The organism is Robertmurraya dakarensis (genome assembly GCF_900156875.1).
GTDB classification, from domain to species: domain Bacteria; phylum Bacillota; class Bacilli; order Bacillales; family Cytobacillaceae; genus Robertmurraya; species Robertmurraya dakarensis.
In genome coordinates this window covers 2733435-2750205 of record NZ_LT707409.1, presented here as the reverse complement: position 1 = coordinate 2750205, position 16771 = coordinate 2733435, and the positions used below count along the sequence as shown (strand labels likewise).

The following is a 16771-nucleotide window of genomic DNA, read 5'->3' as shown; positions in this document are numbered from 1 at the left end:
CACTTCTGGCAGAAGTCGTATAATAATTCATTTTGCAAAACTCAAAAAATGGTAGAAGTTGTTGAAAAATTATATAAGAATTATCTAGGTTTCTAGCTATAGCGTTGTTATAATAAGTGGCATAAAAGCATATTTATTGGTGCTAAAGGATTATAACTAATAGATGAAAAGCTTTTACTTGTATATACATTCGTTATATAAAATGACAATCTAAGATTTGATTGACAGCTTGTAGAAGCCATGGTAAATTAAGAATATATTGTTCTTTATAATGAACTCAATGTGATTTATAAAGGATTTTCAATAGGTAATTAGCTTTAGTTTATTTTTTTATAGTTTTTGTTCTTTATTAGGAACATTTGGGCAGGAGGAAAAGAATGAGTGCAATCGCAGGAATTGTTCATTTTAACAAGGAACCTATTTCAATTGAATATAGTAGAGGAATCATGAAAGCACTCAGTAAGTTTCCAGCTGATGATGTACAAACATGGCAAAAGGATCATGTTTTTCTTGGCTGCCATGCACAATGGATTACACCAGAATCAATTGGTGAGCAGCTTCCTTTTTATGATTATCAGAGACAATTAGCCATAACAGCTGATGCCATTATTGATAATAGAGAAGAACTGTTTGAAAAATTACAGATACATAAAGAAGACAGAAAACAAATCACGGACAGTCAGTTAATTCTTCTAGCTTATCATAAATGGGGAGAAGACTCACCGAAGTTTTTGGTTGGGGATTTTGCTTTTATGATATGGGATGAGAGAGAACAAAAGCTATTTGGGGCAAGGGATCTGTCTGGTTATCGGACACTTTATTATTACATGGACAACGGGCGATTTTCTTTCTGTACTACACTTGCTCCATTGTTGTCTTTATCCTATGTTAAGAAAAAACTAAATGAGGAATGGCTCGCAGAATACTTGGCTATTACGGGAACTATCGATACAGTAGATGCCAGAACAACTCCATATAAAAATATTGACCAGGTTCCACCGGCACATAGCATCACAATTTCAAAAGGGAAAATAAAATTAAATAGATATGGCTCTTTTTTTACAGGTGAACGTTTAAAACTCAGTTCTAATGAAGAGTATGTTGAAGCATTTCAAGAAGTTTTTCAGGAGGCTGTTGATTCAAGACTTCGTACATTTAAGAATGTTGGATCTCAGTTGAGTGGAGGTCTAGATTCTGGCGCAGTCGTTGGATTTGCAGCAAGAACCTTGAAAAAGCAAAATAAAATATTGCACACCTTTAGTTATATTCCTCCGGAGGATTTTGTTGATTTTACTCCAAAGCACTTATTAGCTGACGAGAGACCGTTCATTAAATCAACTGTTCAATATACTGGAGGAATAAACGATCACTATCTAGATTTTGAAGGGAAAAGTTCTTATACGGAAATCGACGATATGCTTGAAGCTATGGAAATGCCGTATAAATTTTTTGAAAATTCGTTTTGGCTAAAAGGCGTGTTTGAATGTGCTGAGGTGGAAGGAATTGGAGTACTCCTAAATGGGGATAGAGGAAATTTTACTATTTCTTGGGGGTCTGCTCTAGACTATTATGCAAAGCTGTTAAGACGATTAAAGTGGTTTAAACTATTGCAAGAATTAAATCAATATTCTATTAAGACAGGAGGTGCTAGGCTAAGAAGGTTGCCTACAGTTGTAAAGTTAGCATTTCCAGTTATTCGTAAAATTCCACAAAAAAAAACAGGATATTATCTTCCTGCTCTTATAAATAAGGGATTTGCAAAAAGGACTTCAATCTATGAAAAACTTGAAAAATATGGAGTTAACGACACAGGATGGATTACCGCAGCCAATATTTTTGACGAAAGAAAAAATCTTATAGGTAATAATATATTTCCTTGGAATACTGGTAATACCCTTATTACAAAACTATCCTTACGGCATTCAATGTGGAAGCGTGATCCCACAAATGATCTCCGCGTAGTGCGTTTTTGTTTGTCGATACCGGAAGAACAATATGTTCAGAATGGAGTGGATCGTGCTCTTGTCCGACGTGCTACTGAAACATATTTACCTGATACGGTCAGGCTCAATCAACGAATTCGTGGAGTACAGGGGACTGATTGGGTCCATAGAATGGCTTCTCAATGGGACAAATTTATAGAAGAGTTAAAAATACTTAGTACTGATACTAGAATTTTAGATTTTCTAGATAAAAAAATATTACGAGAAGCTATTGCAAAAGGTGAAAAGGGACCTCAAGTCTCACTTGACACAGACCCAGATTATAGAACATTAATGCGAAGCCTAATTGTATACCGATTTATTAATAAAATAAATGAAGGAGGTGATTAAGTGAAAAAGGAATGGGAAAAACCTATTTTAGAAGTACTCGAGGTAAAAATGACATTGCTTGGAAAATATGGAGACAGAACAGATGCAGAATTTCCTGCTGAAACCGACAGAGGTGATTTAACATTTCATAGTTAAGTGTAGACAAAAAATTGCTTACCGAATTTAATTAACAAACATAGCCCTTATACAAGGATAGCATGTATAAGGGCTTGTAAAACCATATTTAGGAAAAAATGGAATTCTACAGATAACAAAACTCTAAATCACAATTTGGTTAGGGACAACTAATAATTTAATTTATGACTATATTACTTATACAAGATAGTTGAAAGAAGGAACGAACGACATGGCGGCTATTACTGGAATATACAATATTCTCAAGGAACCAGTTAATATTGAACTTTTTAATAAAGTAATCAAAGCTTTAGAGGAAATTCCAGTAGATAATGTTCAAACTTGGCAAAAGGATTACTTATTATTCCTCTGTCACAACCAATGGATTACCCCTGAATCTGTAGGTGAACAGAATCCTTTATATGTTAATGATAAAAAAATAGTTATTACAGCTGATGCCATAATTGATAATCGAAATGAGATATTTGAACGTTTACAAGTTTCCCGATTTATACGAGAAACAATTACAGATACTGAACTTATATTACTAGCATACGAGAAATGGGGTAAAGAATCTCCTAACTATCTAGTCGGGGATTTTAGCTTTATGATCTGGGATGAAAATCAACAAATCCTATTTGGTGCTAGAGACTTTTCTGGTGCACGTACGCTTTACTATTATAAAGATCAGTCACGGTTTGCTTTTTGTACTACTATTGAACCTTTATTTGAATTACCAAACGTAGAAAAAAAGTTAAATGAAGAGTGGCTTGCAGAGTTTCTAGCTATACCCACAATGGTTGAATCTACTGATGTAAATCATACCGTATACAAAAATATCTATCAACTTCCGCCAGCGCACACTATTACGATTGAAAAAGGAAATATCCATTTACATCGATATTGGAAATTATCTCTTGATAGGGAATTGAAATTAAAGTCTGATCAAGAATACGAAGAGGCTTTTCATGAGGTTTTTCAACGGTCAGTTAGTGAAAAATTACGCACCCACGGCAAGGTTGGCTCGCATTTAAGCGGCGGATTAGATTCAGGCACGGTTGTCAGCTTTGCAGCCAAAGCCCTACAAAAAGAGAATAAATTATTACATACATACAGCTACATTCCAGAAGATGACTTTTTTGATTGGACCCCAAAATATTATTTAGCCGATGAAAGACCTTTTATAAAAGAGACAGTTCAATTTATAGGGAATATAAAGGATCACTATCTGAATTTTACTGGTAAGGATCCATTTACAGAAGTAGATGATTTTCTAAACCTTATGGAAATGCCGTATAAATTTTTTGAAAATGCTTTTTGGCTTAAAGGGATTAATGAACATGCTTCTAAACAGGGTGTGAAAATCCTGCTAAACGGCTCGAGAGGGAACCATTCAATATCCTGGGGATCTAGGAGTTTATCAATTGATTACTATTCTTCACTTTTAAGAAAGCTAAGGATATTACGGCTTAATAAGGAACTAGAATCATATTGTACAAACTTTTGTACAGGTAAAAAGGTGATGCTTCCCATTGTCGCTAGAAATGCTTTTCCTGATTTATATAAGATGCTGGCAAGAAGGAATGAGACAGACTATCAATTTCCTTCCTTTATCAATCCTGACTTTGCAAAAAGGACAAAAGTGTTTATCAGACTTTTAGAAAATGACTTTGATATATCAGGGACGTCTAGCGGTGATTTCACTCAGTATAGAAGAAAGCACTATAATCAACTCTATTTTTGGAATAAAAGCGGTACTGCTACAACGAAGCTGTCTTTACGTTATTCACTATGGGACCGAGACCCAACAAATGATTTGCGTGTGATTCAATTTTGCTTATCAATCCCCGAAGAGCAATATGTTAAAAATGGAATGGAACGATCATTTTTAAGAAGAGCAACGAAAAATATCCTCCCAGATAAGGTGAGGCTGAATCATCAGATTCGTGGAATCCAGGGGGCTGATACGGTTCATAGAATGAGGTCATGCTGGAGTGCCTTTGTAGAGGAATTAAAGCGACTTTCCAATGATTCAATGATGACAGAATTCGTAAATCGGGATGTCATACAAAACGGAATAGATTATATCGGTAAGGACCATAATCCAAATATTATATTCTCGGATCAATTTAAAATTTTAATTCGGAGCCTTATCCTTTATCGGTTTCTCAAATATTTATATTGAAGGGAGGTGAACGAATGAGGAGACAATGGAAAGTACCGAGGTTAGAGGTACTTGAGGTTAGGATGACCTTCAACGGAAATGGGAATGCAGTTCCGGATTGTTTTGATGTTGGAGAGCATAATGGAAATATGAATGGTAATCAGAGTAGTGAGACATCAAATGCGAGCTGTAAACCAGGACTAGGGAGTTAAGTTATTTAGATGACTTACCCTTATACCCAATCATGGAGGGTGTAAGGGTAAAATATCACAAGAAAGCATGGGGGTAGTATGACAGTAACTTTAAACGGGAAGGTGTATAAAGCATTCGGTTTCAATGTTATGAGTGAAATTCCGTTACCTGAGTTGCCATGGGTTTACACTAAAAAAGAAATTGATATTTTAATAGAATTTGCGGACTTAACCGAGATCTGGGCAGAAGTAAATGAACCAAATCGTTACTTCTATATTGATGAAGGTTCGGTGCTTTTTCAGATACCTAATATTGCGACATTCATAGTACAGGATGGTTATAAAATTCTAGTTTCACCATTAAGAGATGCGACTGAAGATTATCTTCGCCTTTATATTCTCGGTACTTGCATGGGCGCCATTCTGCTTCAGAGAAAAATCCTGCCTCTCCATGGCAGTGCGATTGAAGTGAATGGGAAAGCATATCTAATCGTAGGGGATTCGGGTGCAGGTAAATCTACTTTAGCTTCAGCTCTTATAAATCGAGGTAAACGGCTGATAACTGATGATGTAATCCCTGTGACACTAACAGCCGAAGGGATTCCTATGGTGACCCCCTCTTATCCTCAACAGAAGTTGTGGCAGGAAAGTCTGAATCAGTTTGGAATATCATCTGAAAAGTTCCGTCCAATTGTCGATCGCGAAACAAAATTTGCAGTCCCTGTTTCCGATAAATTTGCTACGGATTGTTTGCCATTAGCAGGAGTATTTGAATTAATCAAGTCGAATTCAGTAGATATTAACTTGACACCTATCCTTCATCTCGAACGATTGCATACGCTCTATTATCATACATACCGCAACTTCATGATTGGGCCATTAGGATTAATGGAATGGCATTTTAAGATGACAGCAGCCATTATTCATGAAATAAAAATCTATCAATTGCAGAGACCTGAAGATCGATTTACTGCAGATGAGTTAACTTCACTCGTATTAAATACAATCGAAAGGAAGTAGCAAAAATGCTGACAAACACAAAACTATCATTAGAAACAACGGTGAAACAAGTAAAGGGGAATATTGCAACCGATATGGGCGGTGAAACAGTGATGCTCAGTATCTCCAATGGTAAGTACTACAATTTAGGAGAAATAGGCGGAGCTATTTGGGATTTGATAGAGACTCCCATAGTCGTTAATGATATTGTCAAAGCCCTTATGGAAAATTATGAGGTAGGGAAAAAGGAATGCGAGGAGGAAGTACTCTCCTTTTTAAATCATCTCTATACGGAAGGATTAATACAATTTTCCTAATGGAAATTTAAGGGGATTATCCAATGAATGTTTTAACTAAGATCTTAGCCTTTTTTTCTATAAAAACAGAGACAAGGTTGCTCTATATGGAGGCATTTTGTTACTTAGGGTATGCACGTATTCTGAAGCTGCTCCCATTTTCGAAAGTGGCTCCTTCCCTTGGTGAACATATGAATGAAACTTCCACTATTCATTTAACATCAGATAAAGCAATCATTAAAAATGTATCCCATGCCATTCACTTGATGAGCCGATATACCTTTTGGGAGAGTCAGTGTCTTGTCAAGGCGATAGCAGGTATGAGAATGCTAAATAGGCGTCACATTGATAGCACTCTTTATTTGGGAACAGCAAGAGATGAATCAGGAAAAATGATTGCTCATGCTTGGCTTCGAAGTGGTCCATTTTACGTGTCAGGTTCAGAAGGCATGGAAAAGTTTACGGTTGTTAGTATGTTTGCAAACAGAGCTAGTGATAAACGAGTAGAAGGGGAAAGCAATGGAGAAAAATCTGGATCTTAACACTACCAAAATTCCAAACGAACTAAACCTTATCTTCGAAATCCTCAAAACGGAAGAACATGAGAAAATCCCTAAGGAAAGGTACGTCGATATCGACTGGGAGTTATTTCTTCAGCAAGCTTTCCACCATCGCCTTTATCCATTGCTATATTCCAAGTTGAATAAAAACAATAACAGTTTGGTACCCGCTAACGTTTTTCAAACATTAGCAGATTCCTATCGTGAAAATACCTTCAGAATGCTTCATCTATGTGGGGAAATGGATAGGATTAGCAAGTTATTTTTGGAAAATGATATTCGCCCTCTTTTTCTAAAGGGGCCGACTCTAGCAGCGGATTTGTATGAAGATATATCGAAGCGTACTTGCGGAGATTTAGATATACTCGTACCGCTTGAATCATTACATCTTGCGGAGAAACTCCTTATAAATATAGGATACGAAAAAGACGAATATATAAAATCATTTTTAAATGACTGGAAATGGCGGCACCATCATTTTACTTATTACCATAAAAATGGAACGAAAATTGAAATTCATTGGAGACTGAATCCAGCTCCAAGTAAAGAACCATCGTTTAAGGAGCTGTGGAAGAGAAAAAGAGAAACCGAGTTTGGGAATACTCCAATCTATACATTGGGCTATGAGGACTTATTCTATTTTCTTGTCTCCCATGGAGCTCGTCACGGATGGTCGAGACTGCGCTGGCTGACCGATATCCACCAAATCTTAATGAAGGATCTCAAATGGGAGAACGTGCTAAAGGTATTGAGAATGCATAAAGCAGAACATATTGCCGGGCAAGCATTGATCTTATCAGCTAGTCTTATAAATTCTAAAATACCAAATGAAACAGTAGTCCTCACCACACCAAGGCAATCAAAAAAGCTGGCACAGGACGCTATTTTTTACTTAGAACGAATGATTAACTTGCATTCAGATCCAGTTCCTAAAGATATTGCAAAATATCATTCAAAACATTTATTTACGTTAATGTCAAAGAGTCAAAGGTTTATTTATTTACTAACGATATTACATCCCTATTATACAGATATAGAAACTTTCCCATTACCAAAGAAGCTCCATTTTTTATATTTTCCTTTACGTCCATTCTTATGGGCATGGAGGAAAACGAAAAAACTAGCATGATTCTAGGAGGCTTTACACATGAAACAGGTCTTATACTTTTTTAAACAGTTATACGCATATTCAGGAAACGAATTATTTATCAATCTCCTAGGAATGGTCATGATTAGTCTATTGGATGGAGTTGCCTTATTACTTTTAATCCCTGTTATCAACTATAGTGGAGTGGTTAACTTAGATACAGGATCAATCCCTATAATAAAATCCTTAGACTTTCTCCAGGGGATTCCGAGTACACTTGGTCTATCTTTTATTCTGTTTCTATTTTTAATAGCTAATATTTTAATAAATATTATTCAGAGAAATATTGCTATAAAGAACGTAAAGATTCAGCACGGCTTTGCAAGACATTTACGAGTAGAAACCTATCACGATTTGCTTCGTGCAAACTGGGACTTTTATATAAAAAGAAGAAAATCGGATCTTATAAATACGATTACTGCTGAATTGGCACGTGTAAGCGCAGGAACCAATACATTCCTGCAGCTTATTACAGCTCTGATTTTTACAGTGATCCAGGTGGGAATTGCTTTATTGTTATCTCCACAGATTACTCTTTTTGTCTTATTAAGCGGTTTAATCTTGGCCTTTTTTTCAAGAGGATTTATTAAACGTTCACGTGTTCTTGGAAGCCATACTTCTGAAATTGGGAGAAATTTCTTAGCTGGTATAACAGACAATTTTAATGGTATGAAGGATATTAAAAGTAATACATTGGAGCAATCCCGAATGGAGTGGTTCCGAGCTATCACACAGCGGATGTATGATGAACAAGTCAATTATACAACGTTGAAAACAACCTCTCAGCTATTTTACAAAATTGCATCAGCTGTTCTTATTTCAATTTTTATTTTCTTATCTGTGTATCTGTTCCATGCGCAGTCAGCTCAACTCATGATTATTATGGTGATATTCTCAAGATTATGGCCTCGAGTGACCAATATCCAGGCAAGTCTTGAACAGTTAGCGTCTACCATTCCCGGATTGAATGCCTTAATTCAATTGAGGACACAATCACGGGAGGCGAAGGAAATAGATCACCTATCATTTCAAGGAGTACCTCCTATAAAAATAGTGGAAGGTATACACTGCCGTGATGTATCTTTTCGTTATATGAGAAATGAACCTGCTTATGCACTAAAAGGAATTAATCTGATATTCCCTGCTAACAAAATGACGGCCGTTGTCGGTAAATCTGGGGCGGGAAAAAGTACTTTGATAGATTTATTAATGGGATTAAATCAACCTGAAAAAGGTGAAATCCTTATTGATGGGGTGCCTTTGACAAAAGACAATCTTTTATCCTTAAGGCGTTGTATTAGCTATGTTCCACAGGACCCGTTTTTATTCAATGCCACAATCCGGGAAAATCTTATGATTATTGACGAAAGTGCCAGTGAAACACAAATTTGGGAATCTCTTGAATTTTCTTCTGCCGCAGAGTTTGTCAAAAAACTTCCACAGGGACTTGATACCCTTATTGGTGATCGTGGGATCAGATTATCTGGAGGAGAGAGGCAGCGCATTGTTCTTGCAAGAGCAATTTTAAGAAGGCCTGCCATTTTAATTCTAGATGAAGCGACAAGTGCATTAGATACGGAAAATGAACGTAGAATTCAAGACGCTTTAGAAAGGCTTAAAGGTACCATGACCATTATTGTCATTGCCCATCGATTATCGACTATTTACCACGCAGATCAGGTAATTGTCCTAGATCAAGGGGAAATCATTCAAAATGGCGGATTTAAAAGACTGGCGTCAGAAAAGAAAGGGTTGTTTAGCCAACTTCTTGAAAATCAACAAATACTAGCGAACCAAGAATAAAGAGGAATTACCATGAATAAATATAAATGGATACTATTAACCTTTTTTATATTGGTCATTGTGGTAGTTTTTACACTGGTAAAGAATGCAGGCAGCTTTCTTGTTCTTGATGAAAAGCCAGTAAAGTCAGATGTAATCATCGTGTTAAGTGGAGGAGGAACAGAACGGCTGCTGAAGGCATCAGAGTTATACAAGGAAGGCTATGCACCTTATCTAATTATCTCTAACGGGGCTGAGGATAATCTCTTTGAAGGTGCCCAGAAATTGGGGATTCCTGCTGATTCTATTATTCTTGAAAAACAAGCGCAAAGTACAACAGAAAATGCATTTTTCTCTGTTGAGCTTATGAGAAATTGTTGAATATGTAAAGTTAATAGGCAACTATTTTGGTTTCCATGGGAATGATGCTAAAAATCTGCTAGAAAAAGTCATTTCGGCGATTTAAATCGAATTTTGCAGGATGGATTGTTCTTTATAAAGGTTCATATGATGATATAATAAGAACTACTGAAGAAATGAGAGTTAGGTGAAAATGGAACGGAGGTGAATAGGAATGATTAAGGTTAAAAGACTGTGTATATTGATCTTCTTAATTGGATTGTTAACAATACCTTCTACTACTTTTGCGTCATCAGGATACGATAGAACAAACGATCATTATTTTTTTTCAAGGTTAACACAGATCGTGCTTGCTTACGTTAATAACGGAACATATGACTCGGATGAAACTGACGGAAATGATACGAATGATAATAAATATAAAGACCATGCGGGAGAAAAATATGAAAAATGGGATGATGATTTATGGAAATGGTGGTGGAAGAAAAAGTGGGATCATACTGAGGAAGATGAAAATGAAGAATGTACCTCAGAGAAAATATGGAAAAAATCTTTTGGATGGGGTAAAAAAAACCATGGATCAAATTGTTTTAATGACGGAGGCGAACAACATGATGACGATGATGAGCATCATTGGGCGCATGATAAAGATTGCTATCATAATAAGGATTGGAATCATTGGAGAAGGTTCCATGGTTAAGAGGTAAATTGGGAGGTAAATTGATCCAAAATAATATAAATACTAAAGCATCATATAATCTGAAAACTCAGAAATAAAACATTGACATGTTCTTTATAAAGAATTAATATAGATATATAAGTGAGACGTAAGTACTAAATAATCAGAGTTTTACATAATATTTATTCATATGGGGATTGAAAGTTTTATTTTTTTACCTAATCGTTCTCTATATGGAACGTTCCTCCGGTGTAATTCTGATTTAATAAGCTAATAGGCTGGGGTAATTGGAGGTTGCTATGCAAAAGGAAATAAATTTAAAAGTATTGTTCGGTGTCCTTAAAAGGCGAATGCGGCTTATCTTAATCATTTCAGCTATCACGACAGTACTAGCAGGCCTTTATAGTTTGTCATTAGAAGCTGGGCCGCCTAGGTATCAATCTTCAGCGAGTATATTATTAAGTGGTGAAGTCGGGGCAAATACTACATTAGAAGTCATTTTAAGAGATCCTGTTGTATTAGATAGTGTGGTTGAGGAACTAGGCTTAGCAAAATCCTCTAGTGAGTTAAATAGTCAAATAGATTTCTCTAGCGAGGGTGGGAGAATTTTAAAAATATTTGCAGTGGATTCTAATCCAGAGCTGGCCGCAGAAATCGCTAACTCTACAGCAAACAATTTTACAAAGCAACTCGGCAGTATTCTTGGAATGTATGAAACGAAAGTACTATCTGAGGCTCAAGTAAGCAGTACACCAGTATTCGTAGATTCAGTATCCATACTTAAGTTTATAATTGGCGGGTTTGCAGCGGGATTCATTATTAGTATCGGAGTTGTACTTTTCTTAGACAGTTTAAATGAAACAATTCAATCAGAAAGAGAAATCGAGCAGCTTTTAGCTCTCCCAGCGATCGGATATGTATCGAAAATAGACAAAAAAAATATCAACACTCAACCTGGTCAACGTAGTGAAAAGAAACGGAGAGGTGTAAAAAGTGGCGCTAAAAGAAAAGGATAAAAGCCTTATTTCTTATACGAACCCGGGAAGTATCATTTCTGAACAATACCGGACGATTCGAACGAATATAAACTTTTCCTCCATTGAAAAACAGTATCGAACATTGCTTATCGCCTCACCAGGATATGGAGAGGGAAAGACAACAACTGTCACTAATTTAGGAATATCAATGGCCCAACAGGGCGGAAAAGTATTAATTGTTGATGCTGATCTAAGGAAACCTTCTCTGCATACTATTTTTTCTAAGGATAACCAGGCAGGCTTAGCGTCTATTTTATCAACAAACAGTTCTTTGGAGGAAGCGATTACATCAACAGAAATTGAAGGTTTAGAGATCCTTGCAGGAGGTCAGATTCCATCAAACCCTGCAGAGTTACTAGCATCAAGGGAAATGGAACAGCTTATACACACTGCAATACAATGTTACGATATAGTCCTTTTTGATTCTCCCCCCATACTTGACGTAACTGATGGAAGAATTTTAGCAAATAGATGTGAAGCAACGATCCTTGTGTTTGGTAATGGGAAAACCAAAGCAGAAGATGCATTAGAGGCTAAAAGATTACTAGAACTAGCAAGAGCAAACTGTATTGGGGTCATCCTCAATAAAAAGTAGCTCTCTCCTTTTTAATATTTTGTTCTTAATAAAGAATAAAATGATTCTTATATTGGTGTGTTAGGGAAAAATGTATACGGTGATGTCTCCTTACCGTTATCAAAGGAGGCACTCGGTCATGCTGTGGGTTGAAATAAACCTTAGACGCCAGTCGTCGAGAGTGTGATGTGAGGGCGGGTTGAATGCCCGATTTTTATTAAAGTATTTACCTATAAGTCCTTCGTTTATATGGAAAAGGGGTTATAGGTAAGCACTTTAAAAAGGAAATTTAAGGAGGAGATAGATGTCATGCTAGAAATGGATCAATATCCGAAATCAATTAAAAAAGCAGTACGTTATATAAAACAGGATGCAACTAGAGAACAGTTAGAAGCTATCAAAAAGTTAATTGATTATGCGATTGAGAGAAGAACGTCTGCTTTAAAAAGAACTTCTTAATGATGTCATTTGGGTAAAGGGGTGAATTTTTTTGACATATCGTCAAAGGTTATCATTTTTGACCTTTTTGGATTCGGCTATCGTGTTGACAGCCGTTTTTTTTAGCAGTTTTTTAGTAAACGCAAGTATTGAGGTCATTACGTTCCCAATTGTTATCTACTCCGTTACTTTGTTGTTGGGTCATCATATTTTTTCTTATCTTAATAAGCTTTATAAAAAGGCATGGGAGTATGCAAGTATTGGGGAACTACTGATTATCTGGAAAGTGATCACCTACACGATTTTGCTGGTGGCGGGAATGCAAATTATTGTGAGTCATCAGATCCATTTTCGTATGCTTGCTGTGACGTGGATGCTGCATATGCTGTTAATAGGAGGTTCTCGGTTTTTTTGGAGAATGTACCGTGACACATATATTAATAACGCGGTTAACAAAAAAAGAACACTTATTGTTGGAGCTGGTTCAGCAGGGTCAATGATTGTAAGACAGTTGTTAAATAATCGCAGTACTGAACTTCTGCCCGTTGCATTTATAGATGATGATGAGAAAAAGCAGCATCTGGATATACTAGGCATTCCGGTAGTAGGAGGGGTGGCGTCAATAGAAAAATATGTACAGAAACTTGCCATAGACAATGTAGTAATAGCTATTCCGTCATTAAGTAAAAAGGAACTAAATGTTATTTTTCAGGAATGCTCAAAAACAAAAGCCAAAACGCAAATTCTTCCTATGATAGAGGATTTAGCGACGGGGAAGGTTTCCGTTAATCAATTCCGGGATGTTCAAGTTGAAGATTTATTAGGAAGAGATCCAGTGGAGTTAGATATCGATAGTATTTCTGATTATGTTACAGGAAAAGTCGTGTTAGTGACTGGTGCAGGTGGATCAATTGGATCGGAAATATGCAGACAAATCGCTAGTTTTCATCCTGGAAAATTGATTTTACTAGGGCATGGTGAGAATAGTATCTATAGTATAGAAATGGAATTAAGAGATTTATATAAAGAATCAGGGATAGAATTTATTACTGAAATTGCTGATTTACAGGATGAGGAGAAAATGAACTATGTTATGAATATGCACCATCCTCACGTTGTATACCACGCCGCAGCTCATAAGCATGTACCGTTAATGGAACGGAATCCTGAAGAAGCGGTTAAAAACAATATCATTGGAACGATGAATGTCTCAAAAGCCGCTAATAATCATGGGGTGGATACATTTGTGATGATTTCTTCCGATAAAGCGGTTAACCCAACAAGTGTGATGGGATCAACAAAGAGGCTCGCGGAAATGATCATCCAGCATATGGATAAAATGAGTCATACAAAATTTGTGGTTGTTCGATTTGGGAATGTGCTGGGGAGCAGAGGGAGTGTTATTCCACTATTTAAGAAGCAAATTCAAATGGGTGGACCGGTGACTGTTACGCATCCTGATATGATTCGCTATTTTATGACGATCCCGGAGGCATCTAGACTTGTCATACAAGCAGGTGCTCTAGCCAGAGGAGGAGAGATTTTTGTTCTGGATATGGGGGATCCAGTTAAAATCGTTGATCTTGCGAAGAATTTGATAAAGCTCTCTGGAAACACCGTGGAGGAGATTGGCATCGAATTTACTGGGGTAAGGCCTGGTGAAAAACTATATGAAGAGTTATTTAAAGATAATGAGGTTGAAAAACAGCAGGTGTACCCGAAAATTTATATAGGAAAAGCGACAAACCTCTCAATAGACGAAATTGAAAACCTACTATCTGTATATCCTATTCTCGATCGTGAGAAGCTGCGGGAAGAATTATTAATGTTAGCCAATCATAAAGAAGTACCAGAAAAAATTAAAATATCAGGGTAGCATTTGAAAGGAGAAGACAATGAAAGTTAAAAAAGCAATTATTCCGGCAGCAGGACTTGGAACTAGGTTTCTTCCTGCTACAAAAGCGATGCCGAAGGAAATGCTGCCGATTGTTGATAAGCCGACGATTCAATATATTGTCGAAGAAGCGGTACAGTCAGGGATTGAGGATATTATTATCGTAACAGGTAAAGGCAAAAGGGCAATTGAAGATCACTTTGATCACTCCTTTGAATTAGAGCATGTTTTATTAGAAAAAGGAAAATTTGAATTGCTGGATGAAGTTCAAAAATCTTCAAAACTAGTAGATATTCATTATATTCGTCAAAAAGAGCCCCGCGGCTTAGGTCATGCGATTTGGTGTGCACGCAAGTTTATTGGTAATGAACCATTTGCGGTATTGCTTGGGGACGATATTGTGAAAGCGGAAAAACCGTGTCTGCAGCAAATGATTGAGCTATATGAACGGCACCATTCATCGATTATTGGCGTTCAGCATGTAGCTGATGATGAAGTATCACGATATGGGATTGTAGACGGAAGCATGATCGCTGACCGTTTTTTTAATGTTCATAGTTTAGTAGAAAAGCCTAGTTTGAATGAAGCACCATCGAATTTAGCGATTCTTGGGAGATATATTTTAAGCCCAAGAATTTTTGATATTTTAGAAAAACAGGAGCCAGGCACAGGAGGAGAAATTCAATTAACAGATGCCATCGCGGCCTTGAACAAGGTTGAAGCCGTTTTTGCTTATGACTTTGAAGGGACCCGATACGATGTTGGTGAAAAAATGGGCTTTATTAAAACAACAATCCAATTTGCACTAGAACACCCGGAGATAAAGAATGAATTATTAGACTATCTTACCAATGTAATAGAAAAAGAGTTATCGAAAGAGATTTGAATTACCCTTTAGCAATGGTGTTAAAAAGGAGAGAAATTCATGGCAATAAAAAAAGTAGGAGCCGCTGTTTGCACCATCGCATTATTAGCTGGCTGTATGACAGGAACAGAGGCTACCGATCAATTCTCAAATCGAGTGGTGCAAGCAACGTCTCAAGATGAGATTACGATTAGTGGAAGAGCAGTTCCATACCAAGAAGTTCTAGTCTCACCTAAAATTAATGGAAAGATCAAAGCAATTAAAGCTGAGCTGGGTGCATATGTAAAAGAAGGTCAGGTCTTAGCAGAACTAGATGAAGGCGATCTCGCGGAACAAGTAAAGCGGGCGGAAGATCAAGTTAAGGTAGTCGAAGCTCAAGGGAATTTGCAGGCGATGGAGCAGCAAATTGCTTTAAATCAAACAATGGCAAGTCTGAATCAAGCGATGGTAAGCCTTAATATGGCACCACCTGAAGCACCGGTCTTACCCCAGTTAGCAGGGTTTCCAGAACTAGAAGCAGCAAAGGTAGCTGTTCAGGATGCTGAACTAGCGCTTACTGAAATAATAGAGGAGCTGCAAGCAACAACAGAATTATTTAATAATGGATTAGTCTCCAAGCAAGAGTTGGATCAAGTTACCGCTACAAAAGACAGGGCTGAGATTGAACTTGAACGAGCTAAGAAAAAAGTAGAAACAGAAACTGTCAAAGCAAATATTCAACAGAAATATGAAGAGGAAAAGAAGAAGTTTGAGGCGGAGAAAAAGCAATATGAGAATGCACGTGCTAAATATGATCAAGACGCGAATCAAGCAGCACAGCAGACAGAAATTTCGGCACGCGATACGTTAGAAATGCAAAAAAAGTCAGCTGAAGTGACAGCAAAAATGACTCAAATTGCCATTGAAAATGCCAAATCCGAGCTTGAAGCTATTCGTAATCAATATAACAATCTGCCAATCGTAGCTCCATTTAACGGATTCATTACAGAAAGCTCTGGCAGAATTGGCGAGATGATTGGGGCAGGCGAACCATTATTTGTTATTACAAACCTCGACCGGCTTTATATTACAATCGAGGTTTCAGAGAGTATGATTAATCGATGGAAAGAAAATCAATCAGTGGAAGTCCTTTTTCCGACACAAGAGTTAACTGTTAAAGGAACCGTTGCTTATGTTGGGCTGGTTCCAAGCGGTGAGGGGCAGACATATCCAGTTAAGGTATTGGTCGAAAATACTGGCCATAAAATCCGTGCAGGTATGAAGGCTGTTGTTACTTTGAGAGAGGAACTGAAAAGTGCTGAAGCACAATCCTAGTAGAACAAAGAGGAGGTGATATCG

17 protein-coding genes are annotated in these 16771 nt (G+C 37.0%); all 17 read left to right on the top strand.

Going from position 1 to position 16771, the window contains the following annotated elements:
• The first annotated feature begins 377 nt into the window (after positions 1-377).
• The 17 genes from CZ487_RS22135 (at position 378) to CZ487_RS22070 (ending at position 16747) form a co-directional block, all read left to right on the top strand.
• Positions 378-2333 (top strand): lasso peptide isopeptide bond-forming cyclase, encoded by a 1956-nt coding sequence (locus CZ487_RS22135; protein WP_077214418.1) that lies wholly within the window; start codon positions 378-380, stop codon positions 2331-2333.
• Entirely contained in the window at positions 2334-2468 is a 135-nt protein-coding gene (locus CZ487_RS26390; protein WP_139339600.1) for a paeninodin family lasso peptide, read from the top strand.
• Positions 2469-2679: 211 nt separating this feature from the next.
• A complete protein-coding gene (locus CZ487_RS22130) occupies positions 2680-4632 on the top strand; it encodes an asparagine synthase-related protein (protein ID WP_077214417.1) in 1953 nt (650 codons plus the stop codon).
• 14 nt (positions 4633-4646) lie between these two features.
• A complete protein-coding gene (locus CZ487_RS26385) occupies positions 4647-4823 on the top strand; it encodes a paeninodin family lasso peptide (RefSeq protein WP_139339599.1) in 177 nt (58 codons plus the stop codon).
• A 78-nt stretch (positions 4824-4901) separates the two neighbouring features.
• Positions 4902-5822, top strand: coding sequence for an HPr kinase/phosphorylase (locus CZ487_RS22125; RefSeq protein WP_077214416.1), 921 nt, complete (start codon positions 4902-4904; stop codon positions 5820-5822).
• Between the two features lie 5 nt (positions 5823-5827).
• A complete protein-coding gene (locus CZ487_RS22120) occupies positions 5828-6118 on the top strand; it encodes a lasso peptide biosynthesis PqqD family chaperone (protein WP_077214415.1) in 291 nt (96 codons plus the stop codon).
• A gap of 23 nt (positions 6119-6141) precedes the next feature.
• Entirely contained in the window at positions 6142-6639 is a 498-nt protein-coding gene (locus CZ487_RS22115; protein ID WP_077214414.1) for a lasso peptide biosynthesis B2 protein, read from the top strand.
• The gene (locus CZ487_RS22110; protein WP_077214413.1) at positions 6617-7786 is read left to right on the top strand and encodes a nucleotidyltransferase domain-containing protein; all 1170 of its coding nucleotides are present in this window, start codon (positions 6617-6619) and stop codon (positions 7784-7786) included. Before CZ487_RS22115 ends, CZ487_RS22110 begins: the two co-directional genes overlap by 23 nt.
• Positions 7787-7804: 18 nt before the next feature.
• Positions 7805-9607 (top strand): ABC transporter ATP-binding protein, encoded by a 1803-nt coding sequence (locus CZ487_RS22105; RefSeq protein WP_077214412.1) that lies wholly within the window; start codon positions 7805-7807, stop codon positions 9605-9607.
• Between the two features lie 12 nt (positions 9608-9619).
• Positions 9620-9967, top strand: coding sequence for a YdcF family protein (locus CZ487_RS22100; protein ID WP_077214411.1), 348 nt, complete (start codon positions 9620-9622; stop codon positions 9965-9967).
• 193 nt (positions 9968-10160) lie between these two features.
• Complete coding sequence (locus CZ487_RS22095) at positions 10161-10646, top strand: hypothetical protein (RefSeq protein WP_077214410.1); 486 nt, start codon at positions 10161-10163, stop codon at positions 10644-10646.
• A 278-nt stretch (positions 10647-10924) separates the two neighbouring features.
• Complete coding sequence (locus CZ487_RS22090; protein ID WP_077214409.1) at positions 10925-11641, top strand: YveK family protein; 717 nt, start codon at positions 10925-10927, stop codon at positions 11639-11641.
• The gene (locus tag CZ487_RS22085) at positions 11619-12257 is read left to right on the top strand and encodes a CpsD/CapB family tyrosine-protein kinase (protein WP_077214408.1); all 639 of its coding nucleotides are present in this window, start codon (positions 11619-11621) and stop codon (positions 12255-12257) included. Before CZ487_RS22090 ends, CZ487_RS22085 begins: the two co-directional genes overlap by 23 nt.
• 288 nt (positions 12258-12545) lie before the next feature.
• Positions 12546-12695, top strand: a complete 150-nt coding sequence (locus tag CZ487_RS27320; protein WP_202617866.1) for a hypothetical protein — start codon at positions 12546-12548, stop codon at positions 12693-12695.
• A 31-nt stretch (positions 12696-12726) separates the two neighbouring features.
• Positions 12727-14550, top strand: a complete 1824-nt coding sequence (locus CZ487_RS22080; RefSeq protein WP_077214407.1) for a polysaccharide biosynthesis protein — start codon at positions 12727-12729, stop codon at positions 14548-14550.
• 19 nt (positions 14551-14569) lie between these two features.
• Positions 14570-15454 carry a UTP--glucose-1-phosphate uridylyltransferase GalU gene (gene galU / locus CZ487_RS22075; protein WP_077214406.1) on the top strand — a complete coding sequence of 295 codons (885 nt, stop codon included), beginning with the start codon at positions 14570-14572 and terminating at the stop codon, positions 15452-15454.
• A gap of 39 nt (positions 15455-15493) precedes the next feature.
• Entirely contained in the window at positions 15494-16747 is a 1254-nt protein-coding gene (locus CZ487_RS22070; RefSeq protein ID WP_077214405.1) for an HlyD family secretion protein, read from the top strand.
• Positions 16748-16771: the final 24 nt, after the last annotated feature.